A 17,746-nucleotide genomic window follows, 5' to 3' on the forward strand; every position below is an offset into this window, starting at 1 on the left:
TGGTTGTTTAGGTTCAGGAATTACGTTTTAAGTTTTTCGGAAAACGAATATGATAACTCAAGCCATGGCCAGGTTCGCTGCTGACCTGAATCGAACCGCCCAGTGTTTGACGTACCAGGTTATAAGTAATATGCGTGCCTAAACCACTACCGCCCTGGTCACGTTTTGTGGTGAAAAACGGATGGAAGAGTTTTTCCAGTTGCTCTTGAGTCAGGCCGCGGCCATTATCTGAATACGTGATGTCTACCATCTGACCTTCATCCAGCACAGTAATGCGGATATAACCTTCTTCCAGTTCTTCAAAGCCATGAATTAACGAATTCATTAAAAGGTTAGTGAAAATTTGTGAGATAGCACCGGCAGGGCAGCTGAGCATCAGGCTTTCCGGGCAATTCACATCAATATGATGGCGGGTCTTTTTGAAGTTTGGCTGCAAGGAGCGGATCACTTCGTGCAGGTATTCGGCCAGATTGATAGTGCGAATCGCATCACTGGTTTGGTCGACGGCAATTTGTTTAAAGCTGGCAATCAGCTCGGAAGCGCGGGTCAGGTTGGATTGCAGCAAAGAGGTACTTTGTTTGGCTTCCTCAATAAAATGCTCCAGCACTTTAGGCGACAAAGTCTTTTCTTTATAAGCGACCTCCAGAGCCGTCAGCTTCTCAGCCAGAAAACTGGTGGCGGTGACGCCAATACCGACAGGGGTATTTACTTCATGGGTAATACCTGCCACAAAACCACCCAAAGCCGCCATTTTCTCCGACTGCACTAACCTGTCTTGTGCCTGCTTTAAATCATCCACAGTTTTTTCCAGCTCACTTTGTTTACCACGTAAAGCTTCTTCACTATGACGACGACGTTCTATTTCTTCACGTAACGCTTGCTGTTTAACTTCAAGTTCTTGTTTTTGCTGTTGTAAATCCATCATGGCCTGACTTAGGCCTGAGGTTTTACGCGCCACTTCCTGCTCCAGTAGCAAGTTGTGCTGATCGAGTTTTTCGTTGGAGTGCAGCAGTTGTTTTTGGGTGCTTTCCAACTGCACTTTGTAATCCTGCACACGAGCAATCAACCGGTTAAAGGCATCTGCCATCACGCTGAGTTCATTGGCTTCATCGTGGCGTACTTCCACTTTGGTGCCTTCCAGGTGGTCCAGCTCCAGATCTTCAATTTGTTGTGTCAGTTCACTCAGCGGTAAGGTCAGCTGACTGCGAAACGCCAATAAAAAAAGAATAATTAAGAAGGTCGTTTTTAAAACCGCATTACCAACCAAAAAATAAATGCCAATTTTGATCCGGTCCAGCACTACAGCCCGGCTGGAGAACAAAGTAACGTCACCTACCTGAGTGGCGCGCCTGAGAATTCAAAAATGAGAGGAAAGGTATAACCAAATAAGCCGGAGTTTTGTTCTGTGAGTCGAATGCCTTCCTGCACCAACTGATTACTGTAGCGCTCGCTGATATCTATATATCTACCCAATTGAGTAATGACAGCGCCACTATCATCCCGAACTATAATGCCTTCAATCGCAGGAATAGCCAGTAAACCATCAGCAATAATCAAGGCTTGTTGGGTATTGAGTTCCCAAATAGCCCTGGTCAGACTGCCGGAAAAGGTTTGCTGCAAAGTCGCCAGTTCACCATTGATATGGTCTTTGGTGTTGAAATACTCGGCAACAATCTGGCCTAAAGTCACCACAAAGGTCAGGATAAAATACACTGACAAGACTTTGGTCAGCAGCTTACGCGATAAACTTTTTTGCTGCATGAAACAACCTTGTTTGGTTCGGCTTAATAGTAGTTAGCATTGAAACTCTAAGTTATAGAAGATCTGTTTAAATGAAAATACTATATGTAATAAATAACTTAGAGACTAGGCAACAAGAGCAGCTTTAGCAATATTGCGGCTATAAATTGTCAGAAGGCTGCAAAAGCAGCATTTAATGGTGTTCAATTGCGGTAGCTTTGAGTATGGTAGCGGTGTCGAATAATTGAGCTGTGCACATTAAATTGAAAACAAATAAAGCAATAATAAAGAGGCTGTTTTAATGGCGTTACCTGTATTAATTTGTGACGACTCCTTACTGGCGCGAAAACAAGTCCGTAAATCTCTACCTGAGTCTTTTGATGCTGATATTTTGACAGCAGCTAATGGTGTCGAAGCCCTGACTATTTTACGTAGTCAGGAGATAGGTTTGGTCTTTTTAGATCTAACCATGCCGGAGTTGGATGGAATAGGTGTGCTTGAGGCGATAAAACAGGATGGATTGGATTGTTTTGTCATTGTCATTTCAGCTGATATCCAGCCGGAAATGCAAAAGCGGGTCACAGAGCTTGGGGCTTTAGCTTTTATTCACAAGCCTGTGAATCCGGAAAAGCTGGTTGTTATTTTAAAACACTATGGATTGATATGAGTACAGTATTCTCTGAAGAACAAAGGGATTGTTTACAGGAGCTGATCAATGTCGCTATGGGCCTGGCCAGTGATAAACTTGCCCGTTTTTTAAATACCTTTGTGCATATACAGGTGCCTGCTATAGAGCTGGTGAACTCTGCACAAATTCCGGCGCAATTTGAAGCTCAATACAGTAGTACCGAAGCCGCTTTAGTCAGTCAGGGATTTTTGGGCAATGATGGGCTTCGGGGTGAGGCTATAGTGTTGTATCAGTTGGAGAATGCCCATCGCATTGCTGCTTTATTAGGGTATGACACGGATAACGCGTCCGAGCTGGAGATGCTGACGGATATTAGCTCTATTTTGACCACCACCTTTTTGAATGGTCTGGCGGAGCAAATTGACAATAGTTTGTCCTATAGCGCGCCCAGAGTTTTATCATCGCGGCAGAATAATATGACTGAAGCCTTAATTGAAACGGCTTGTCACTGGGAACTGGCACTTAGAGTCGATATTAGTTACCAGTTAATTCATCATTCTTTTAACTGCGATATGTTGTTGCTGATCCCAGGAGAAGCTGTGTTAAATATCCAGCATATTTTGGATCGGATAGTGGAAGAGTATTAATGTCAGACGACTGGTTAACGGGCCCCATATTAGAGCAGCTTAGTAGTGGTGTGCTGGTGGTGGATGAGGAATTTCAACTGGTCTATCTTAATACCTTTTTGCAGCGCCACAGCTCAGTTCAACTGACTGAAGCAAAAGGGAAAAGTCTGTTTAAAGTTTTTGCTGATTTACCAGAAGCATGGCTTAGGCGTAAGTTTGCCTCTGTGCTGGAGTTGCAAAGTCCCTCATTTAGCAGCTGGGAGCAGCGGCAGTATGTGATCAAGTTACCCCATTTACGTCCTGTGACCAGTTCGAGCCAGTATATGGCGCAGAACTGCACTATGTTGCCGTTGAATGATCCGTCGGGTCGTCGTCATGTCTGTATGCTGATTGAGGACGCCACTGATGCTTTTGTTTATCAACAGCATCTGCAAACGACTTTACAAAAACTGGAGCAAAGCAATCGTGTGGATGGTTTAACCCAGGCATTAAACCGCCGTTACTGGGAAGAACAGTTAAAGCTTGAAGTCCAACGAGCGCAGCGTTATCAGCAACCTCTGTCGTTGTTATTGTTTGATCTGGATAAATTTAAGCAGCTCAATGATCAGTATGGTCATTTAGGCGGAGATTCAGTGCTGATTGAGTTAACAGCCAGAGTTCGGGGTTTATTGCGTGACACCGACTGGTTTGGCCGATACGGTGGTGAGGAGTTTGGCATAGTACTGACCAATACAGCCCTGGCCGGGGCAATGGAAGTGGCCGAACGTATTTGTCTGGCCGTCAGTAGTAAAGCTGTCACATTTAATGAGCACTCTATACAAAGTTCAATCAGTGTTGGTGTAGCGCAGCTTGACGCTGCTGGCGAAAGAGCCCACGAGGTACTGATAGGTCAGGCTGATATGGCGCTTTATAACGCGAAGAGAGAGGGGCGTAACAGGGTGGTCTCCTACAGTGCCGGTGAAACAGAGTTTCAGTTGAAAACCAATTAACGCCCCATTAAATTTAGAATAATCTAAACATTTAGATTGACAGACGTCTAAAACTTTGAGCATATAGACAGTATGAAAAAGACACAAATCCGCAATACACTCACCATTATTATTACCACCAACCCTGCGGGGTAGGAGGTCGGCGGCGTATTGTTTTCAAAAAGGCCCGTGACCTCCCCGTCACGGGCCTTTTTCGTTTAGCAAGGAGTAAAACATGAGGGTGCTTAAGTTTGGTGGTTCGTCTCTGGCGTCGGTAACCCGCTTTCTCGAGGTGGCGGATATAGTACAACAACAAATTGGCAATCAAAGCGTCGGCTTAGTCTTGTCAGCGCCTCAGGGCGTCACCAACTTACTGGTGGAACTGACGGATCTGGCCTTTTTAGGCTCAGATTATCAGCCGCTGTTGCTGCAGTGGAAAAATCGTCTAGCGCAGCTTATTGCTGAAGCTTCACTTCGGGTCAATGCGCAGCAGCTGAAGGCTGTGCAACAACTGGCTGACGAGCAGGAACAAAAGCTAACTGAACGTTTGCAAGGCATCAGCTTATTGAGTTATTGCCCTGATCATATCAAGGCACAAATTTTAGGTATGGGTGAGCAGTTCAGTGTTTGCCTGATGACGGCGCTGTTTAAGTCCCGTCAGGTCGATGTGGTGTTACTGGACTCTGTGGCTTTAGTGAAAAGTCAGGGTGATTATTTAAATGCAGTGGCTGATATTCCTGCTTCGGAGCAAAGCTTTGCAACTGCTTTAGCGAAGCAATCGGCTCAGGTTTATGTGATGGCAGGTTTTGTCTCGAGCAATGCGCAGGGCGAGCTGTGTTTATTAGGCCGCAATGGTTCTGACTACTCTGCTGCAATAGTTGCTGCCGCGGTCAAAGCTTCAGTCTGTGAAATCTGGACTGATGTCGATGGTGTCTACAGCGCTGACCCACGTCAGGTGAAACAAGCCAAACTGATTGACCATTTATCTTATGACGAAGCCATGGAATTGTCGTATTTTGGTGCCAAAGTACTGCATCCAAAAACTATTGGTCCACTGGCTCGTTTTCAAATTCCTTGTTATATCAAAAACACCTTAAATCCCGCAGCACCAGGCACCTGTATTGATGCCGATAACAACGGTGACTCGCTGGTCAAAGGCATTTCCAGTCTGGAGCATCTGGCTCTGATCACAGTCTCTGGCCCTGGCTTAAAAGGCGTAGTCGGTATGGCCTCGCGGGTGTTTGCCACTATGGCGCGTGAGCAGGTATCGGTGAGTTTAATTACTCAATCCTCTTCTGAATTTAGTATCAGCTTCTGTGTGGCTCAACTGGATTTAGCTGCTGCGAAAAAAGCGCTTGAAGCAGAGTTTGAACTGGAGTTACAAGGCAAGTTGTTGCGTCCGCTGCAAATCTTATCTGATATGGCGATAGTCAGCCTGGTCGGCGATGGTATGCGTCAGCACCGTGGTGTGGCGGCTAAGTTTTTTGCGTCCTTGGCGCAGGCTCGGGTCAATGTGGTAGCTATAGCGCAGGACAGCAGTGAACGTTCTATCTCTGCTGTCGTTGAGCAAAAAGCTTGTCAGAACGCAGTGAAGGTGTGCCATGAAAACTTCTTTAGCCATGTCCCAAGTATCGATGTGTTTCTGGTCGGTTGTGGTGTGGTTGGCAGCGAATTACTGGCGCAGTTCCAGCGTCAGCAAGAGTTTTTACAGCAACGTAACGTCAAGCTGAAAGTCTATGGTATAGCTAATTCCAAAGCCTTATTGCTGGATGAAAAAGGCATTGACCTCAGTCAGTGGCAACAGCAGATGCAGCAGGCCAAAGCTCAGTTTTCTGTGGCAGATTTAAGTCGCTTTGCTCAGGAGCAGCATTTAACTAATCCGGTATTGATCGACTGCAGCAGTGCAGAACCAGTGGCTGATTTGTATGTCGATTTCCTCAAAGCTGGCTTCCATGTGGTCACCCCAAATAAAAAAGCCAATACAGGCTCATTGGATTACTACCATCAACTGCGTCAGGTGGCACAGCAACATCGCCGACGTTTCCTGTATGAAACGACTGTAGGCGCAGGCCTACCGGTGATCGACACCTTACAGGGCTTGTTTAATGCAGGTGACGAGCTGGTGGCTTTTGAGGGGATTTTATCCGGATCTTTATCCTATATTTTTGGTTTATTGGAGCAGGGCCAGTCTTTATCTGAAGTGACTACTAAAGCCCGGGAATTGGGTTTTACTGAGCCTGACCCTCGTGATGATTTATCCGGTATGGATGTGGCGCGTAAGTTACTGATTATGGCGCGTGAATCTGGTTTGATGCTGAATTTAGCCGATGTCGAAGTGGAAGGTGTATTACCTGCTGATTTTGCGCCAAACACTGACGTACCGACTTTTATGCAAAAGTTACCACAGCTCGACAAAGCTTTTTCCGAACGTATTGCACAGGCCAAAGCTAAAGGTCAGGTGCTGCGTTACATAGGTGAAATCAGCGAAGGTCGTTGCAAAGTCGCTATCAAAGCTTTGGATCTGGATCACCCACTGGCCAAAGTGAAAGACGGTGAAAATGCGCTGGCTATTCATACCCGTTATTACCAGCCTATTCCTTTTGTCCTGCGTGGTTATGGTGCTGGTGCTGCGGTCACAGCAGCCGGTGTGTTCAGTGATGTGATGCGGACTTTGTCCTGGCAGCAGGAGATGTAATATGAAGTCGTATTTTGCGCCTGCGTCCACAGGGAATTTTTCTGTTGGATTTGATTTATTAGGCGCTGCGTTTGAACCTGTCGATGGTTCTTTATTTGGCGATGAACTGCGTATTCACTCTGAGCAGGCTGAACTGAGTTTGCAACTAACCGGTCGTTATGTGCATCAGTTGCCAAAAGACACAGACGATAACTTAGTGCTGAAGTGTTTTTATGCCTTTGAAAAGGCGATAGGCCGGACTTTGCCACGGCTGCAACTGGAGCTGGTGAAAAATCTGCCGGTTGGCAGTGGTTTGGGGTCCAGCGCTTGTTCTATTGTCGTGGCCTGTTATGCCTTTAATGACTATTTCGGCAAACCTTTAGCTGACTATCAGTTGTTGCAACTGATGGCGCAGTTGGAGGGCGGCGTTAGTGGTTCTGTGCATTACGATAACGTGGCGCCGTCCTTTTATGGCGGCTTATTGTTGATGTTGCCGGATAGCCCCTTGTTATGCCGTGCTTTGCCCTGGTTTAAACATTGGCAAGTAGTGCTTTGTTATCCAGGCACTGTGCTGTCTACCAAAGAAGCCCGTGCCGTCTTGCCACAACAATTAACGCTGAAACACAGCATAGCTTTTGCCGGTATGTTAAGCCGTTTTATCAGTGCTTTGTATGCCTGGGATGAAACAGAAGCTTTTGCTGCTTTACAGGACTTGGTGGCGGAGCCTGCCCGTCAGCACCTGATGCCTGAACTGTTGCCTATTCGTGAAGCGTTATCCGCCGAAGGGATCGGTCATGTTGGTATCTCAGGCGCTGGCCCTACGATTTTTGCGGTCTGCCAAAACGATACTCAGGCCCAATTTGCCGCTGATTATTTACAACAGCATTACGCTAAAAACTCAGATGCCATCACGACCATTTGTCGCCTGGCGAGACAAGGCGCACGTGCGCTGTAGGATGTAACTATGCAATTAACAAATACCAAAGTCGCTTCGCAACAAGTTAGTTTTTTAGATGCAGTTCGTATTGGTTTGGGTGAGCAGCAAGGGCTGTTTTTTCCAACCCAGTGGCCAAGCCTGGATATAGAAGCGTTATTAGAGCTACCTTTTGTCGAGCGCAGCGCCAAAGTTCTTCAGGCTTTAATAGGCGATGAACTTAGTGCTGAACAAATCCATCAGATGGTAAGCAACGCTTTTCAGTTTCCTGCACCTTTAGCTCAGGTGACGGATGATGTCGCCTGTTTAGAGTTATTCCATGGCCCCACTTTAGCTTTTAAAGACTTTGGTGGTCGCTTTATGGCGCAGGCGTTAATTCAGGCGCAAAAGCAACAGAATGTCAGTAAAACCACGATAGTCACAGCCACTTCAGGCGATACAGGTGCTGCAGTGGCTCACGCTTTTTATCAGCAAGCCGGTGTCGATGTGGTGATTTTATTTCCAAAAGGAAAAATCAGCCCATTACAAGAAAAGCTGTTTACTACTTTAGGTCACAACATCCATACACTGGCAGTAGAGGCCGATTTTGACCAGTGCCAGGCGCTGGTGAAAGAGGTATTTAACGACCGTGATTTAGTCAAACAGCTGAATATCAACTCAGCCAACTCTATTAATATCAGTCGTTTGTTTGCCCAGATTTGTTATTACTTTGAAGCTGTGGCTCAGGTGCCAAAAGATAAACGCGATCAAATTGTTATTGCCGTGCCTAGTGGTAACTTTGGCAATCTGACCGCTGGTTTGATTGCCAAGGTGTTAGGCTTACCTATCAAACGTATGATAGCGGCCACCAACTTAAACGACACTGTGCCTCGTTACTGGAAGGATGGCCAGTGGGCACCGAACAAGACTGTGGCCACCTTATCCAATGCGATGGACGTCAGCGCACCAAATAACTGGCCACGGGTTGAGGCTTTATTGGCGCAAGGTAAAATTTGCCGCGACGATTTAGAAGCAGTAATGGTGGACGAAGAAGATACCCAGGTGTCGATGCGTCAGCTGGCGCATTTGGGGTATGTCAGCGAACCTCACGCTGCTATTGCCTACAAAGCGCTAAAGCGTAGTTTGCAGGACGGCGAGTTCGGTATTTTCTTAGGCACTGCGCATCCGGCTAAATTTAAAGAGCAGGTTGAGAATATCCTCGGCAGCCCTATAGCTCTGCCGCCTGAGTTAGCAGCAGTTGCATCAGAGGCAAGTTTAAGTGCAGATATGGCGCCGGATTTTGTACAATTACGCCAATTCTTACTGACTCTGGATAAATAAACTGTGTCTTTAAACTGGCAAGACGTGATTGGGGCTGAAAAAAATCAGCCCTATTTTCTGCAAACTATGGATTATTTAAAGCAACAACGTGCTGCTGGTCAGGTGATTTATCCACCTGAAGCGCTGGTGTTTAATGCCTTTAAGTTAACGCCTTTTGCACAGATGAAAGTGGTAGTGATAGGGCAGGACCCTTACCATGGCCCGAATCAGGCGCATGGCTTAAGTTTTTCTGTGCCAGCAGGTGTTGCTATTCCACCTTCTTTACGAAATATCTATAAAGAGCTGGCACTGGAATATAGTGATTTCCAAACCCCAAAGCATGGCTGTCTGGAAAGCTGGGCAGAGCAGGGGGTGTTGTTACTCAACACGGCTTTAACCGTAGTGGCGAACGAAGCCAATTCGCACCGTCATTTAGGCTGGGAGCAGTTTACCGATCAGGTGATACGAGCTATCAGTGCCAATGCAGAAGGTATAGTGTTTTTATTATGGGGCAGCCATGCGATTAAAAAATCTGCGCTTATCGATAAAACGAAACACCATATTTTGACCGCACCTCATCCATCGCCTTTGTCAGCGCACCGCGGCTTTTTAGGCTGTGGGCACTTTGCCAAGGCAAATGAGTTATTACAACAACAGGGTAAGAGCCCCATTTGTTGGCAGGTATAAAGAACTACAGAGCGGTCAGGGATAAACCCAACCGCTACTGCGTATTCAGAGCCTGAATGACAGCCAAATAAAAAGCCCCGACATTACTGCCGGGGCTTAAATTTAACTTAATTCGATGTTCACTAATTCAGGTTCTATGGTCCAGTCTATGTCTTCTAGTTCTCGTTTTAAGCGCTGGCGTTCTTTGACTGCTTCAATTTCTCGCCACTTGCGTTTGACTGCACGGCTCTTCGTCGCAGGACGCTCCAACATATTCAGTAAGTCTTCGAAGCTTTCCATGGTTGCCCCTCTGAGTTGTTGTTATTTTCAACAAATTAGTACCACACTTTGTCTAAAAATAAAATAACTCTTTGACACAAATATGAACGAAAAATGAATGTTTTTCGTTCATTCAATGGCTTAGTTCGAGGCTAACTGCTTAAATTTTGCGATAAGACCTTCAGTTGACGCATCAAAGTTATTGCTCTTTTGTCCAGACAACACCTGATAAATAGGCGTCGATAGCTGTTTACCCAGCTCAACACCCCACTGATCAAACGAATTGATATTCCACAAAACACCCTGACAAAACACCTTCTGCTCATAAAGCGCAATTAAGGCGCCTAAGTAATAAGGTGATAACTCTGGCAGTAATAAGGTATTGCTTGGCTTATTACCAGGCGAGACTTTATGTGGTGCCAAAGCAATAGCTTCTGCTTCTGATGCGCCGCTTGCCAGCACTTCAGCTTTGGCTTCATCAAAGGTTTTGCCTTGCATCAATGCCTGAGTTTGAGCAAAACAGTGCGCCGCTAATCTGTGGTGATGATCGTTGAGTTCGTGACTGACTTTAGCAGGCAGAATAAAGTCTGACGGCACAGCCAATACGCTTTGGTGCAATAACTGATGATAGGCATGCTGACCATTGGTGCCTGCGTCGCCCCAAATCACCGGAGCTGTAGCATTTGTTAATGGCTTGCCATCCAGATCCACACCTTTACCATTACTTTCCATATCCAGTTGCTGCACGTAAGAGGGCAAGAAACGTAAGTAATGGCTGTACGGTAATAAAGCCTGAGCCTGACAACCTTTAGCATTAATATACCAGACGCCAAGCAGAGCCAAAATCACCGGCATATTTTGCTCAAGAGGGGCGTTGATAAAATGCTGGTCCATATCGCGTGCGCCCTTGAGCAGTTGTTGAAACTGTTCCATGCCCAACTGCAATGCCACAGGGAAGCCGATGGCAGACCATAACGAATAGCGACCACCCACCCAGTCCCACATCGGCAGAATATGTTCCGCCACTATGCCAAACTCCGCTGCAGCTTTGATATTGGACGAAGTAGCCCAGAAATGCTGAGCTATAGCGGCTTTGTCTGCACCTTTGTCAGTGAACCACTGACGTACAGCCAACGCATTTTGTTTGGTTTCTTCAGTGCCAAAAGACTTAGAGGCGACAAACACCAGGGTAGTGGCAGGGTTTAACCCTTTGACTACATCGGACACTACAGCGCCATCTATATTGCCGGCAAAGTGAATACGTACCGGGCTTTTATTAAAAGGCGCTAAAGCTTCACAGGCCATTTGTGGGCCTAATAACGAGCCGCCAATACCAATCCAAATCAGATCGGTAATGGCATCGCCCTGATAACCTTTGTAGCTACCCTGATGCAACTGGCCAATCAGCTCTGCCATTTGCGCATGACAGGCCTGAATTTCTGGCTGTAAATCAATACCATCTAACACTAAGGGAGTGTTCGTATCGGCACGTAATGCCATATGCCAGACGGCACGTTGCTCGGTGTTGTTAATTTTGTCGCCATGGAGCATCTGCTGAGTTTTGTTTTGGATTTGGCTTTGTTTTGCCAGTTCCAGCAGCTTTTGCCAAATGCCATCTGTGATCAGGTTTTTGGCAAAATCCAGGTGAATACCACAGGCATTGACCTGGAATTTCTCAGCCCGCTTTGGGTCGGCGGCAAACTGCTGACGCAAGGATAAAGGCTGCTGTGCCAGCTGTTTTAATTCAGCCCAAAGTGCAGACGACATCATATAAACTCCTGTAGTGATCCGATGGTGATAAAAATTAAGCCTTTGCTTAGGCTTGTAATTGGGCCTGAATTAAAGTTTCCAGCTTACGTTGGTCAACGGCAAATTTACGGATACCTTCCGATAGTTTTTCGGTCGCCATCGCATCTTCATTCAGTGCCCAGCGGAATTCTGCTTCAGTTAAAGCGGCCGTTTCTTTGGCGGTAGCGCCTGTATCTTGCAGATGAACTGTTAAGCTGCCTTGCTGCTGGCTTAATTCTTCCAGTAATCCTGGGCTGATGGTTAAGCGGTCACAGCCTGCTAAAGCTAATACTTCGCCGATATTACGGAAGCTTGCACCCATCACCACAGTTTTATGGCCATAGGTTTTGAAGTAACGATAAATTTCACGCACTGAAACCACGCCAGGGTCTGTTTCTGCTGTGTAGTCTTGTTTGGTGTTGGCTTTGTACCAATCCAGAATACGCCCTACAAAAGGAGAAATTAAAAATATACCAGCTTCAGCACAGGCACGGGCTTGCGCCATATGGAACAGCAGCGTCAGGTTGCACTGAATACCTTGTTGCTCGAGGTGGCGGGCGGCCTGAATACCTTCCCAGGTAGAGGCTATTTTGATCAAAATCCGATCTTTACTGATACCGTTTTCTTCATACAAAGCAACCAGTTGCAGCGCTTTGTTGATGCTGGCCTGAGTATCAAAAGATAAACGCGCATCCACTTCAGTAGAAACACGGCCTGGCACTAACTTGCTGATCTGAGTGCCGATATCGACCGCAAATTTATCACTGGCTATGCTGATCTGAGTGGCCAGATCTGAGCTTTTGCTTTTAGCATAAGCCACGGCCTGAGCCAATAACGGCTTGGAAAACTCCAGCTGGCTGGCGTTTAGTAATAAAGATGGGTTTGTCGTTGCGTCTACAGGGCGGAATTGTTCAATGGCGCCTAAATCACCACTGTCGACCACTACTGTAGTCACTGCTTTTAGCTGTTCTAGTAAAGTGCTCATATTGTTTTATTACCGTTTTTCTGATCACAAGTCAGTGATGTGGGGCTTAATACTAAATAAATGTAGGAAAATTACAACACAAAAGCAGGCTTTTGCGGCAAGTTTCTCTCATTCGGAATTCTGTTTAGTTTACTGGCTGCAGCCTTATTTTATAAGCTCTGCAGCCGGATCAAAGCTTACCATGAAAAAAACTAAAAACCATGTCAAAGCCGCGTCCGTATTGAGTTTTGTTGTCGAGTCAAGGCAATTTTCCCAAAGTAATTGATGTTGCGGCGCGGCGACAGGTGAATGAGACCCCGGGAACATAGTTTCCTATGTGACTGGGGCGAGAAAACCCTGTCAACAAAGCAGCATCTTCAAGTGCGAAGGGAAATAATTTGTTATAGTCGCTTTATCTTGCTGTAGAGGAAACCAAAACCCATGTTGATGGTGATATCACCCGCCAAAGATTTAGATTATCAAAGCCCATTACCTGTCACTGCTTTTACTCAACCCGCGTTGCTGGATCAAAGCCTGGAGTTGATGCCTTATTGCCGCACACTGACTCCTGCTCAGTTATCCAGCCTGATGCATATTAGTGATAAGCTGGCAGGTCTGAATGCGGCGCGGTTTGCACAGTGGTCCACACCTTTTACACCGGATAATGCCCGTCAGGCTCTGTTTGCTTTTAATGGGGATGTCTATCAGGGCTTGCAAGCGTCCAGCCTGAAACAAAAAGATCTGGATTATGCCCAGCAGCATTTACGCATTTTAAGTGGTTTGTATGGGGTATTACGGCCCTTGGATCTGATGCAGCCATATCGATTGGAGATGGGAACTTCTCTGGCAACTGGCCGTGGCAGCAATTTGTATCAGTTCTGGGGCGACCGTATCAGTACTGAACTGAATCAACAGCTGGAGCAGTTAAATTCAGCAATGCTGCTGAATTTAGCTTCGCAGGAATACTTTAAAGCCGTCGATAAAAAAGCGCTGAAAGCCAAAGTATTGAATGTTGAATTTAAAGATTTCAAAAATGGCCAGTATAAAATTATCAGCTTTTTCGCTAAAAAAGCCCGTGGTTTGATGGCGCGTTATGTCATTGAGCAGCAGATTGATCAGGTCGAAGGCCTTAAGCAATTTAACAGCGCTGGCTATCAGTTTAGCAGTACCGAGTCCAAAGCCGACACACTAGTGTTTACACGAATGCAACAAGAATCCTGATATTGCAGTATTCTGCTGCAAAATAGGCAGAAAAAGCTGCAGAAAACTGCGGCTTTTTCCTGCGCTTTTTTAATTGGCTTTTGCTAAAATGCGCGGCTCTATTGATCCGAGTGTTGCCCTATGAAATTCCCTGGTCGTCGTAAACTCAAACATTATTTTCCCGTGTCTCAGCCTAAGCTGGCTTTACCCAGCTACGAAGTGCGGCCTGAACTGGACACTTATATTGTGGGTTTGGACCAAACTATAGTGGATGTGATTGCCAACGTCAGCGACGAGTTCCTTGAAAAATACGGCATAGGTAAAGGTTTATCTAATCTGGTTGAACATGGCAAAGCCGATCTGATCTATCAGGAACTGGTGGGTTCCAATGCGATTTCTGATCACTTTGCCGGCGGCACCATAGGCAATACAGTGCATAACTACTCAGTACTGGCGGACGACAAGTCGGTATTGCTGGGCGTGATGTCGTCTAATATTCAGCTGGGTTCTCCGGCTTATCACTATTTATGCCATACCAGCAGTAAAGTCGACATGAACCACTTACAGGGAGTGCCTGGTGATATTGGTCGTGGTATTACTATGATCACCCCGGATGGCGAGCGCACTTTTGTTATCGATCCGGGCGATATGGATGAATTAACACCTGCTTATATTCCAACAGATATTATTGCCAAAGCCGCTGCTATAGTGGTCAGTGCTTATCCGCTGCGCGCTACTGACCAGCCTATTCAACAGGCTATGGTGAAAATGTTGTCCGATGCAAAAGTTGCAGATGTGCCTGTGGTGATGAGTTTAGGCACTAAACATTTAGTGGAAGAGCACAGGGAGCTGATTCAGCAAACTCTGGCGCAGTACGTTAATGTGCTGGCGATGAATGAGCTGGAAGCCGAAGCCTTGACTGGTTTTGCTGATCCTTTGCTTGCGGCAGAAGCAGCGCTGGATTATGTCGATATGGTGCTGCTAACTGCAGGTCCGGAGGGCTTGTATTTGTGTGGTTATACTGACGCTTCTGTTAAGCGCGAGACCACCAATCCTATCAAATCCGGTGCTTTGGCAGACTACAACGAATTTGAGTTCAGCCGTCCTATGCAGAAAAAAGACTGCCAGCAGCCGGTCAAAGTCTATTCGCATATCGACCCTTATTTGGGTGGACCTGAGCGGATTAAAAACACCAACGGCGCAGGCGATGGCGCTTTAGCGGCGATTTTGCATGATATAGCTGCCAATCATTTTCACCGTCAAACCTTGCCTCTGTCCAGTAAACATGAACAACCTTATCTGGCCTATTCGTCTTTTGCCCAGATCTGTAAATATGCTAACAGGGTCAGTTACGCCATTCTGGTGCAAAATGCGCCACGCTTGTCTAAAGGTTTGCCGGAAAAAGAAGACTCGCTGGAAGAAAGTTACTGGGACAGATAACAGCCCGTTACAAATTCAGCGCAGAAGGCCGGTGTTCCCGGCCTTCATATTTTCTATTTCTTTCTATATAGTGCCGGTGACTTTTTTCCTGCTGTACAAGGATAGCTAAATGCTGCGTTGGTTTTTTTTGTTGGCGGTATTGTTTTCTGCATGTGCTGCGGCCGATATTCATATTCCTAAAACCACCGCCGCTATCAGCATTGATGGTGATTTATCTGATGCTGGTTGGGCGCAAGCCAATAAAGTACAGATAGAAATTAACAGCTGGCCATCGGAAAATACCCCAGCTCCGGTCGAAACCGAAGCTTTGCTGCTGGAAAACGGCGAGTATTTTTATCTGGCCTTTAAAGCCAAAGATCCCAACCCTTCGCAAATCCGTGCTTTTTTAAAAGACAGAGATGGTGTCTGGGAGGATGACTTAGTCGGCATCAAAATTGACAGCTACAACGATCAAAAATTGGCCTATCAGTTTTTCAGTAACCCGTTGGGTGTGCAGGCAGATGCGATAGAGAATGAGGTTACTGGCGATGAAAGTGATGCCTGGGATGGGATTTGGCACAGCGTAGGTCAACTGACCCCTGATGGCTATCAGGTAGAAATTGCTATCCCGCTGCGTATTTTAAACTTTAATGACAGACTGGCTTTGCAGCAATGGCGTATTGAGCTGGTACGGTTTTATCCACGGGATCTGAAACACCGTTTATCCAGCAATAAAATAGAGCGGGTAAATCCGTGCTGGATTTGTCAGATGCGTGTCGCTACGGGTTTTTCCGGTGCCAAACAAGGCAGTCATTTTAGTGTGGTGCCCTCTTTAGTCACAGGTGCAAGTCAGCAACGTGATGTAACAGCTGACGCGAAAACAGACTGGCAGACAGAACCCAATACCGAGGTCAGTCTGGATTTAAAATGGGGCATCACACCGGACATTAACCTCAATGCCACACTCAATCCTGATTTTTCTCAGGTCGAAGCTGATGTGGCACAAGTGTCAATGAACGATACCTTCTCGTTATTTTTTGACGAAAAACGTGCATTTTTCCTTGATAACCAGGATTACTTCAGCTCACCGCTGGATTTGGTGTACACCCGCAATATTGGGGCTCCTGATATAGGCGCTAAGCTGACGGGTAAACAACAGCAGCATTCCTTTGCTTTTTTTGCCGCGAATGATGAAAAAACTACCTTTATCGTACCGGGCAACCTGGGTTCTGATGTTGCAATCCTGGATGAAGAAAGCAGCAATGCTGTATTGCGATACCGCTACGATTTAAGTGCTGACTTGTCTTTGGGCTGGATCAGCAGCTTGCGGCAAAGCGACAGCTATCACAACAACTTAGCTGGTCTGGATCTGAAGTATAAACTCACCGATCAGGACCAATTGGTGTTGCAGTATTTATATGCCGACTCCGCCTATTCAGCAGCCTTACGCCAGAGCTTTGCAGATTCAGAGGCGGGTTTACGCCTGGCAGATGATTTATCCGATCCGGCTTACTTTTTGATGTATGAGCACGATGACGGGGCTTGGTTCTGGAATACCGAGTACCTGGCGCTGGAACAAGACTTTCGCGCTGATATGGGCTATATGCCACAAACCGACTTTCATAAATTTGTGCAGGGTTTGGGCTATCAGTGGTTTTCTGACAACAACTGGTGGAACAGGGCGATTTTGAGCGGCGACTGGGATATCAGCCATAATGCCAATAATGAACTCTTGGAAAAAGAAGCAGAGCTATTTTTGGAGTTATGGGGTCCACAACAAAGCTTTTTCTCTGTGAGTCTTGCCGACAGAGATAAAACAGGTCCTCGCCTGACTAACAACTCGCTGGCTATTGATGGCAATACACTGATGTTTAACGAACAAAGACTGACCACTTTTGCCGAATTCAGGCCTTTACCTGCGCTTTATGCCAATGCCGAAGTAGAGCTGGGAGATGCCATAGATTACCGCAACAACAGGCTGGGCGAGCTGGTGCAGTTCGCACCGGAAATAAGCTGGAACGCCACTACACATTTGCAAGTTGAAGCCCGCCATACCTACAGATATTTAGAGGCTGATGGTGCTGAGGTCTTTACCGCCAACCTGACTGACTTGCGCTTTAGCTATCAGTTTTCAGTGCGTAGTCTGTTGCGCCTGACTTTAATTTACAGCGATATTGTGCAGAACCCGCTGAATAATCCGGGTCTTACCCAGCAATTGGAACGTAGCTTGGGTAGTCAGTTGTTATATTCTTACAAACTGAATCCACAGACCTTATTTTTCGCCGGATACAGCGATAATGCCTATCAGGATGATGAATTAACCAGTTTGGAGCGGGATCAGCGTTCTGTGTTTATGAAGTTCAGTTACGCCTGGTTGCTTTAACAAATCGTGACATAGTTCTGGCAGAAAAAGCTTTACAGCCTAAAGACTTCACTTTTATGCTGACTTTACAGAGCATGGAGTTGGGTAGTCAGAAGTGATGCGTTGGAAGCTTGTTTGTACCATTGGAATAATGCTTTGTTGTAGCCACCAGTTGCAGGCTAAATCACAGGACGTATAT

Annotated in this window: 15 protein-coding genes; 10 read left to right on the forward strand and 5 right to left on the reverse strand. The window is 46.3% G+C overall.

Features of this window, described 5'->3' with window-relative positions; all coding sequences use genetic code 11:
* Positions 1-13: 13 nt before the first annotated feature.
* Together WH43_RS16385 and WH43_RS20870 are read right to left on the reverse strand one after the other, a co-directional pair.
* Positions 14-1,321 carry a sensor histidine kinase gene (locus tag WH43_RS16385; protein ID WP_286049868.1) on the reverse strand — a complete coding sequence of 436 codons (1,308 nt, stop codon included), beginning with the start codon at positions 1,319-1,321 and terminating at the stop codon, positions 14-16.
* A gap of 11 nt (positions 1,322-1,332) precedes the next feature.
* On the reverse strand, positions 1,333-1,761 hold the full coding sequence (locus tag WH43_RS20870) for a hypothetical protein (RefSeq protein ID WP_286049869.1): 429 nt from the start codon (positions 1,759-1,761) through the stop codon (positions 1,333-1,335).
* Between the two features lie 280 nt (positions 1,762-2,041).
* Between WH43_RS20870 and WH43_RS16390 the strand changes: the two genes are divergently transcribed.
* From WH43_RS16390 to ung, 7 genes are all read left to right on the forward strand, one after another.
* On the forward strand, positions 2,042-2,407 hold the full coding sequence (locus tag WH43_RS16390) for a response regulator (protein WP_053425661.1): 366 nt from the start codon (positions 2,042-2,044) through the stop codon (positions 2,405-2,407).
* Positions 2,404-3,015 carry a hypothetical protein gene (locus WH43_RS16395; protein ID WP_053425662.1) on the forward strand — a complete coding sequence of 204 codons (612 nt, stop codon included), beginning with the start codon at positions 2,404-2,406 and terminating at the stop codon, positions 3,013-3,015. The genes WH43_RS16390 and WH43_RS16395 overlap by 4 nt, the downstream gene beginning before the upstream one ends.
* Positions 3,015-3,983 (forward strand): sensor domain-containing diguanylate cyclase, encoded by a 969-nt coding sequence (locus tag WH43_RS16400; protein WP_053425663.1) that lies wholly within the window; start codon positions 3,015-3,017, stop codon positions 3,981-3,983. The genes WH43_RS16395 and WH43_RS16400 overlap by 1 nt, the downstream gene beginning before the upstream one ends.
* A gap of 214 nt (positions 3,984-4,197) precedes the next feature.
* Positions 4,198-6,657, forward strand: coding sequence for a bifunctional aspartate kinase/homoserine dehydrogenase I (gene thrA / locus WH43_RS16405; protein ID WP_053425664.1), 2,460 nt, complete (start codon positions 4,198-4,200; stop codon positions 6,655-6,657).
* 1 nt (position 6,658) lies between these two features.
* Entirely contained in the window at positions 6,659-7,591 is a 933-nt protein-coding gene (gene thrB, locus WH43_RS16410; protein WP_053425665.1) for a homoserine kinase, read from the forward strand.
* A gap of 9 nt (positions 7,592-7,600) precedes the next feature.
* Positions 7,601-8,890, forward strand: coding sequence for a threonine synthase (gene thrC / locus WH43_RS16415; RefSeq protein WP_053425666.1), 1,290 nt, complete (start codon positions 7,601-7,603; stop codon positions 8,888-8,890).
* Between the two features lie 3 nt (positions 8,891-8,893).
* Positions 8,894-9,556, forward strand: a complete 663-nt coding sequence (gene ung, locus WH43_RS16420; protein WP_082335832.1) for a uracil-DNA glycosylase — start codon at positions 8,894-8,896, stop codon at positions 9,554-9,556.
* 102 nt (positions 9,557-9,658) lie between these two features.
* Here ung and WH43_RS19910 read toward each other — a convergent pair whose 3' ends face one another.
* From WH43_RS19910 to tal, 3 genes are all read right to left on the reverse strand, one after another.
* Positions 9,659-9,835 (reverse strand): DUF3545 family protein, encoded by a 177-nt coding sequence (locus WH43_RS19910; protein WP_082335833.1) that lies wholly within the window; start codon positions 9,833-9,835, stop codon positions 9,659-9,661.
* A gap of 120 nt (positions 9,836-9,955) precedes the next feature.
* A complete protein-coding gene (gene pgi / locus WH43_RS16425) occupies positions 9,956-11,584 on the reverse strand; it encodes a glucose-6-phosphate isomerase (RefSeq protein WP_286049872.1) in 1,629 nt (542 codons plus the stop codon).
* A gap of 46 nt (positions 11,585-11,630) precedes the next feature.
* Positions 11,631-12,587 (reverse strand): transaldolase, encoded by a 957-nt coding sequence (tal, locus tag WH43_RS16430; protein WP_053425667.1) that lies wholly within the window; start codon positions 12,585-12,587, stop codon positions 11,631-11,633.
* A 420-nt stretch (positions 12,588-13,007) separates the two neighbouring features.
* Between tal and yaaA the strand changes: the two genes are divergently transcribed.
* The 3 genes from yaaA (at position 13,008) to WH43_RS16445 (ending at position 17,568) form a co-directional block, all read left to right on the forward strand.
* Complete coding sequence (gene yaaA, locus WH43_RS16435) at positions 13,008-13,787, forward strand: peroxide stress protein YaaA (protein ID WP_053425668.1); 780 nt, start codon at positions 13,008-13,010, stop codon at positions 13,785-13,787.
* 120 nt (positions 13,788-13,907) lie between these two features.
* Positions 13,908-15,206: an inosine/guanosine kinase gene (locus WH43_RS16440; protein ID WP_053425669.1), complete on the forward strand. Its 1,299-nt coding sequence runs from the start codon at positions 13,908-13,910 to the stop codon at positions 15,204-15,206.
* A gap of 109 nt (positions 15,207-15,315) precedes the next feature.
* Positions 15,316-17,568: a carbohydrate binding family 9 domain-containing protein gene (locus WH43_RS16445; RefSeq protein ID WP_053425670.1), complete on the forward strand. Its 2,253-nt coding sequence runs from the start codon at positions 15,316-15,318 to the stop codon at positions 17,566-17,568.
* The last annotated feature ends 178 nt before the right edge of the window (positions 17,569-17,746 follow it).

Source organism: Rheinheimera sp. KL1, from assembly GCF_001275035.1.
GTDB classification, from domain to species: Bacteria; Pseudomonadota; Gammaproteobacteria; order Enterobacterales; family Alteromonadaceae; genus Pararheinheimera; species Pararheinheimera tangshanensis.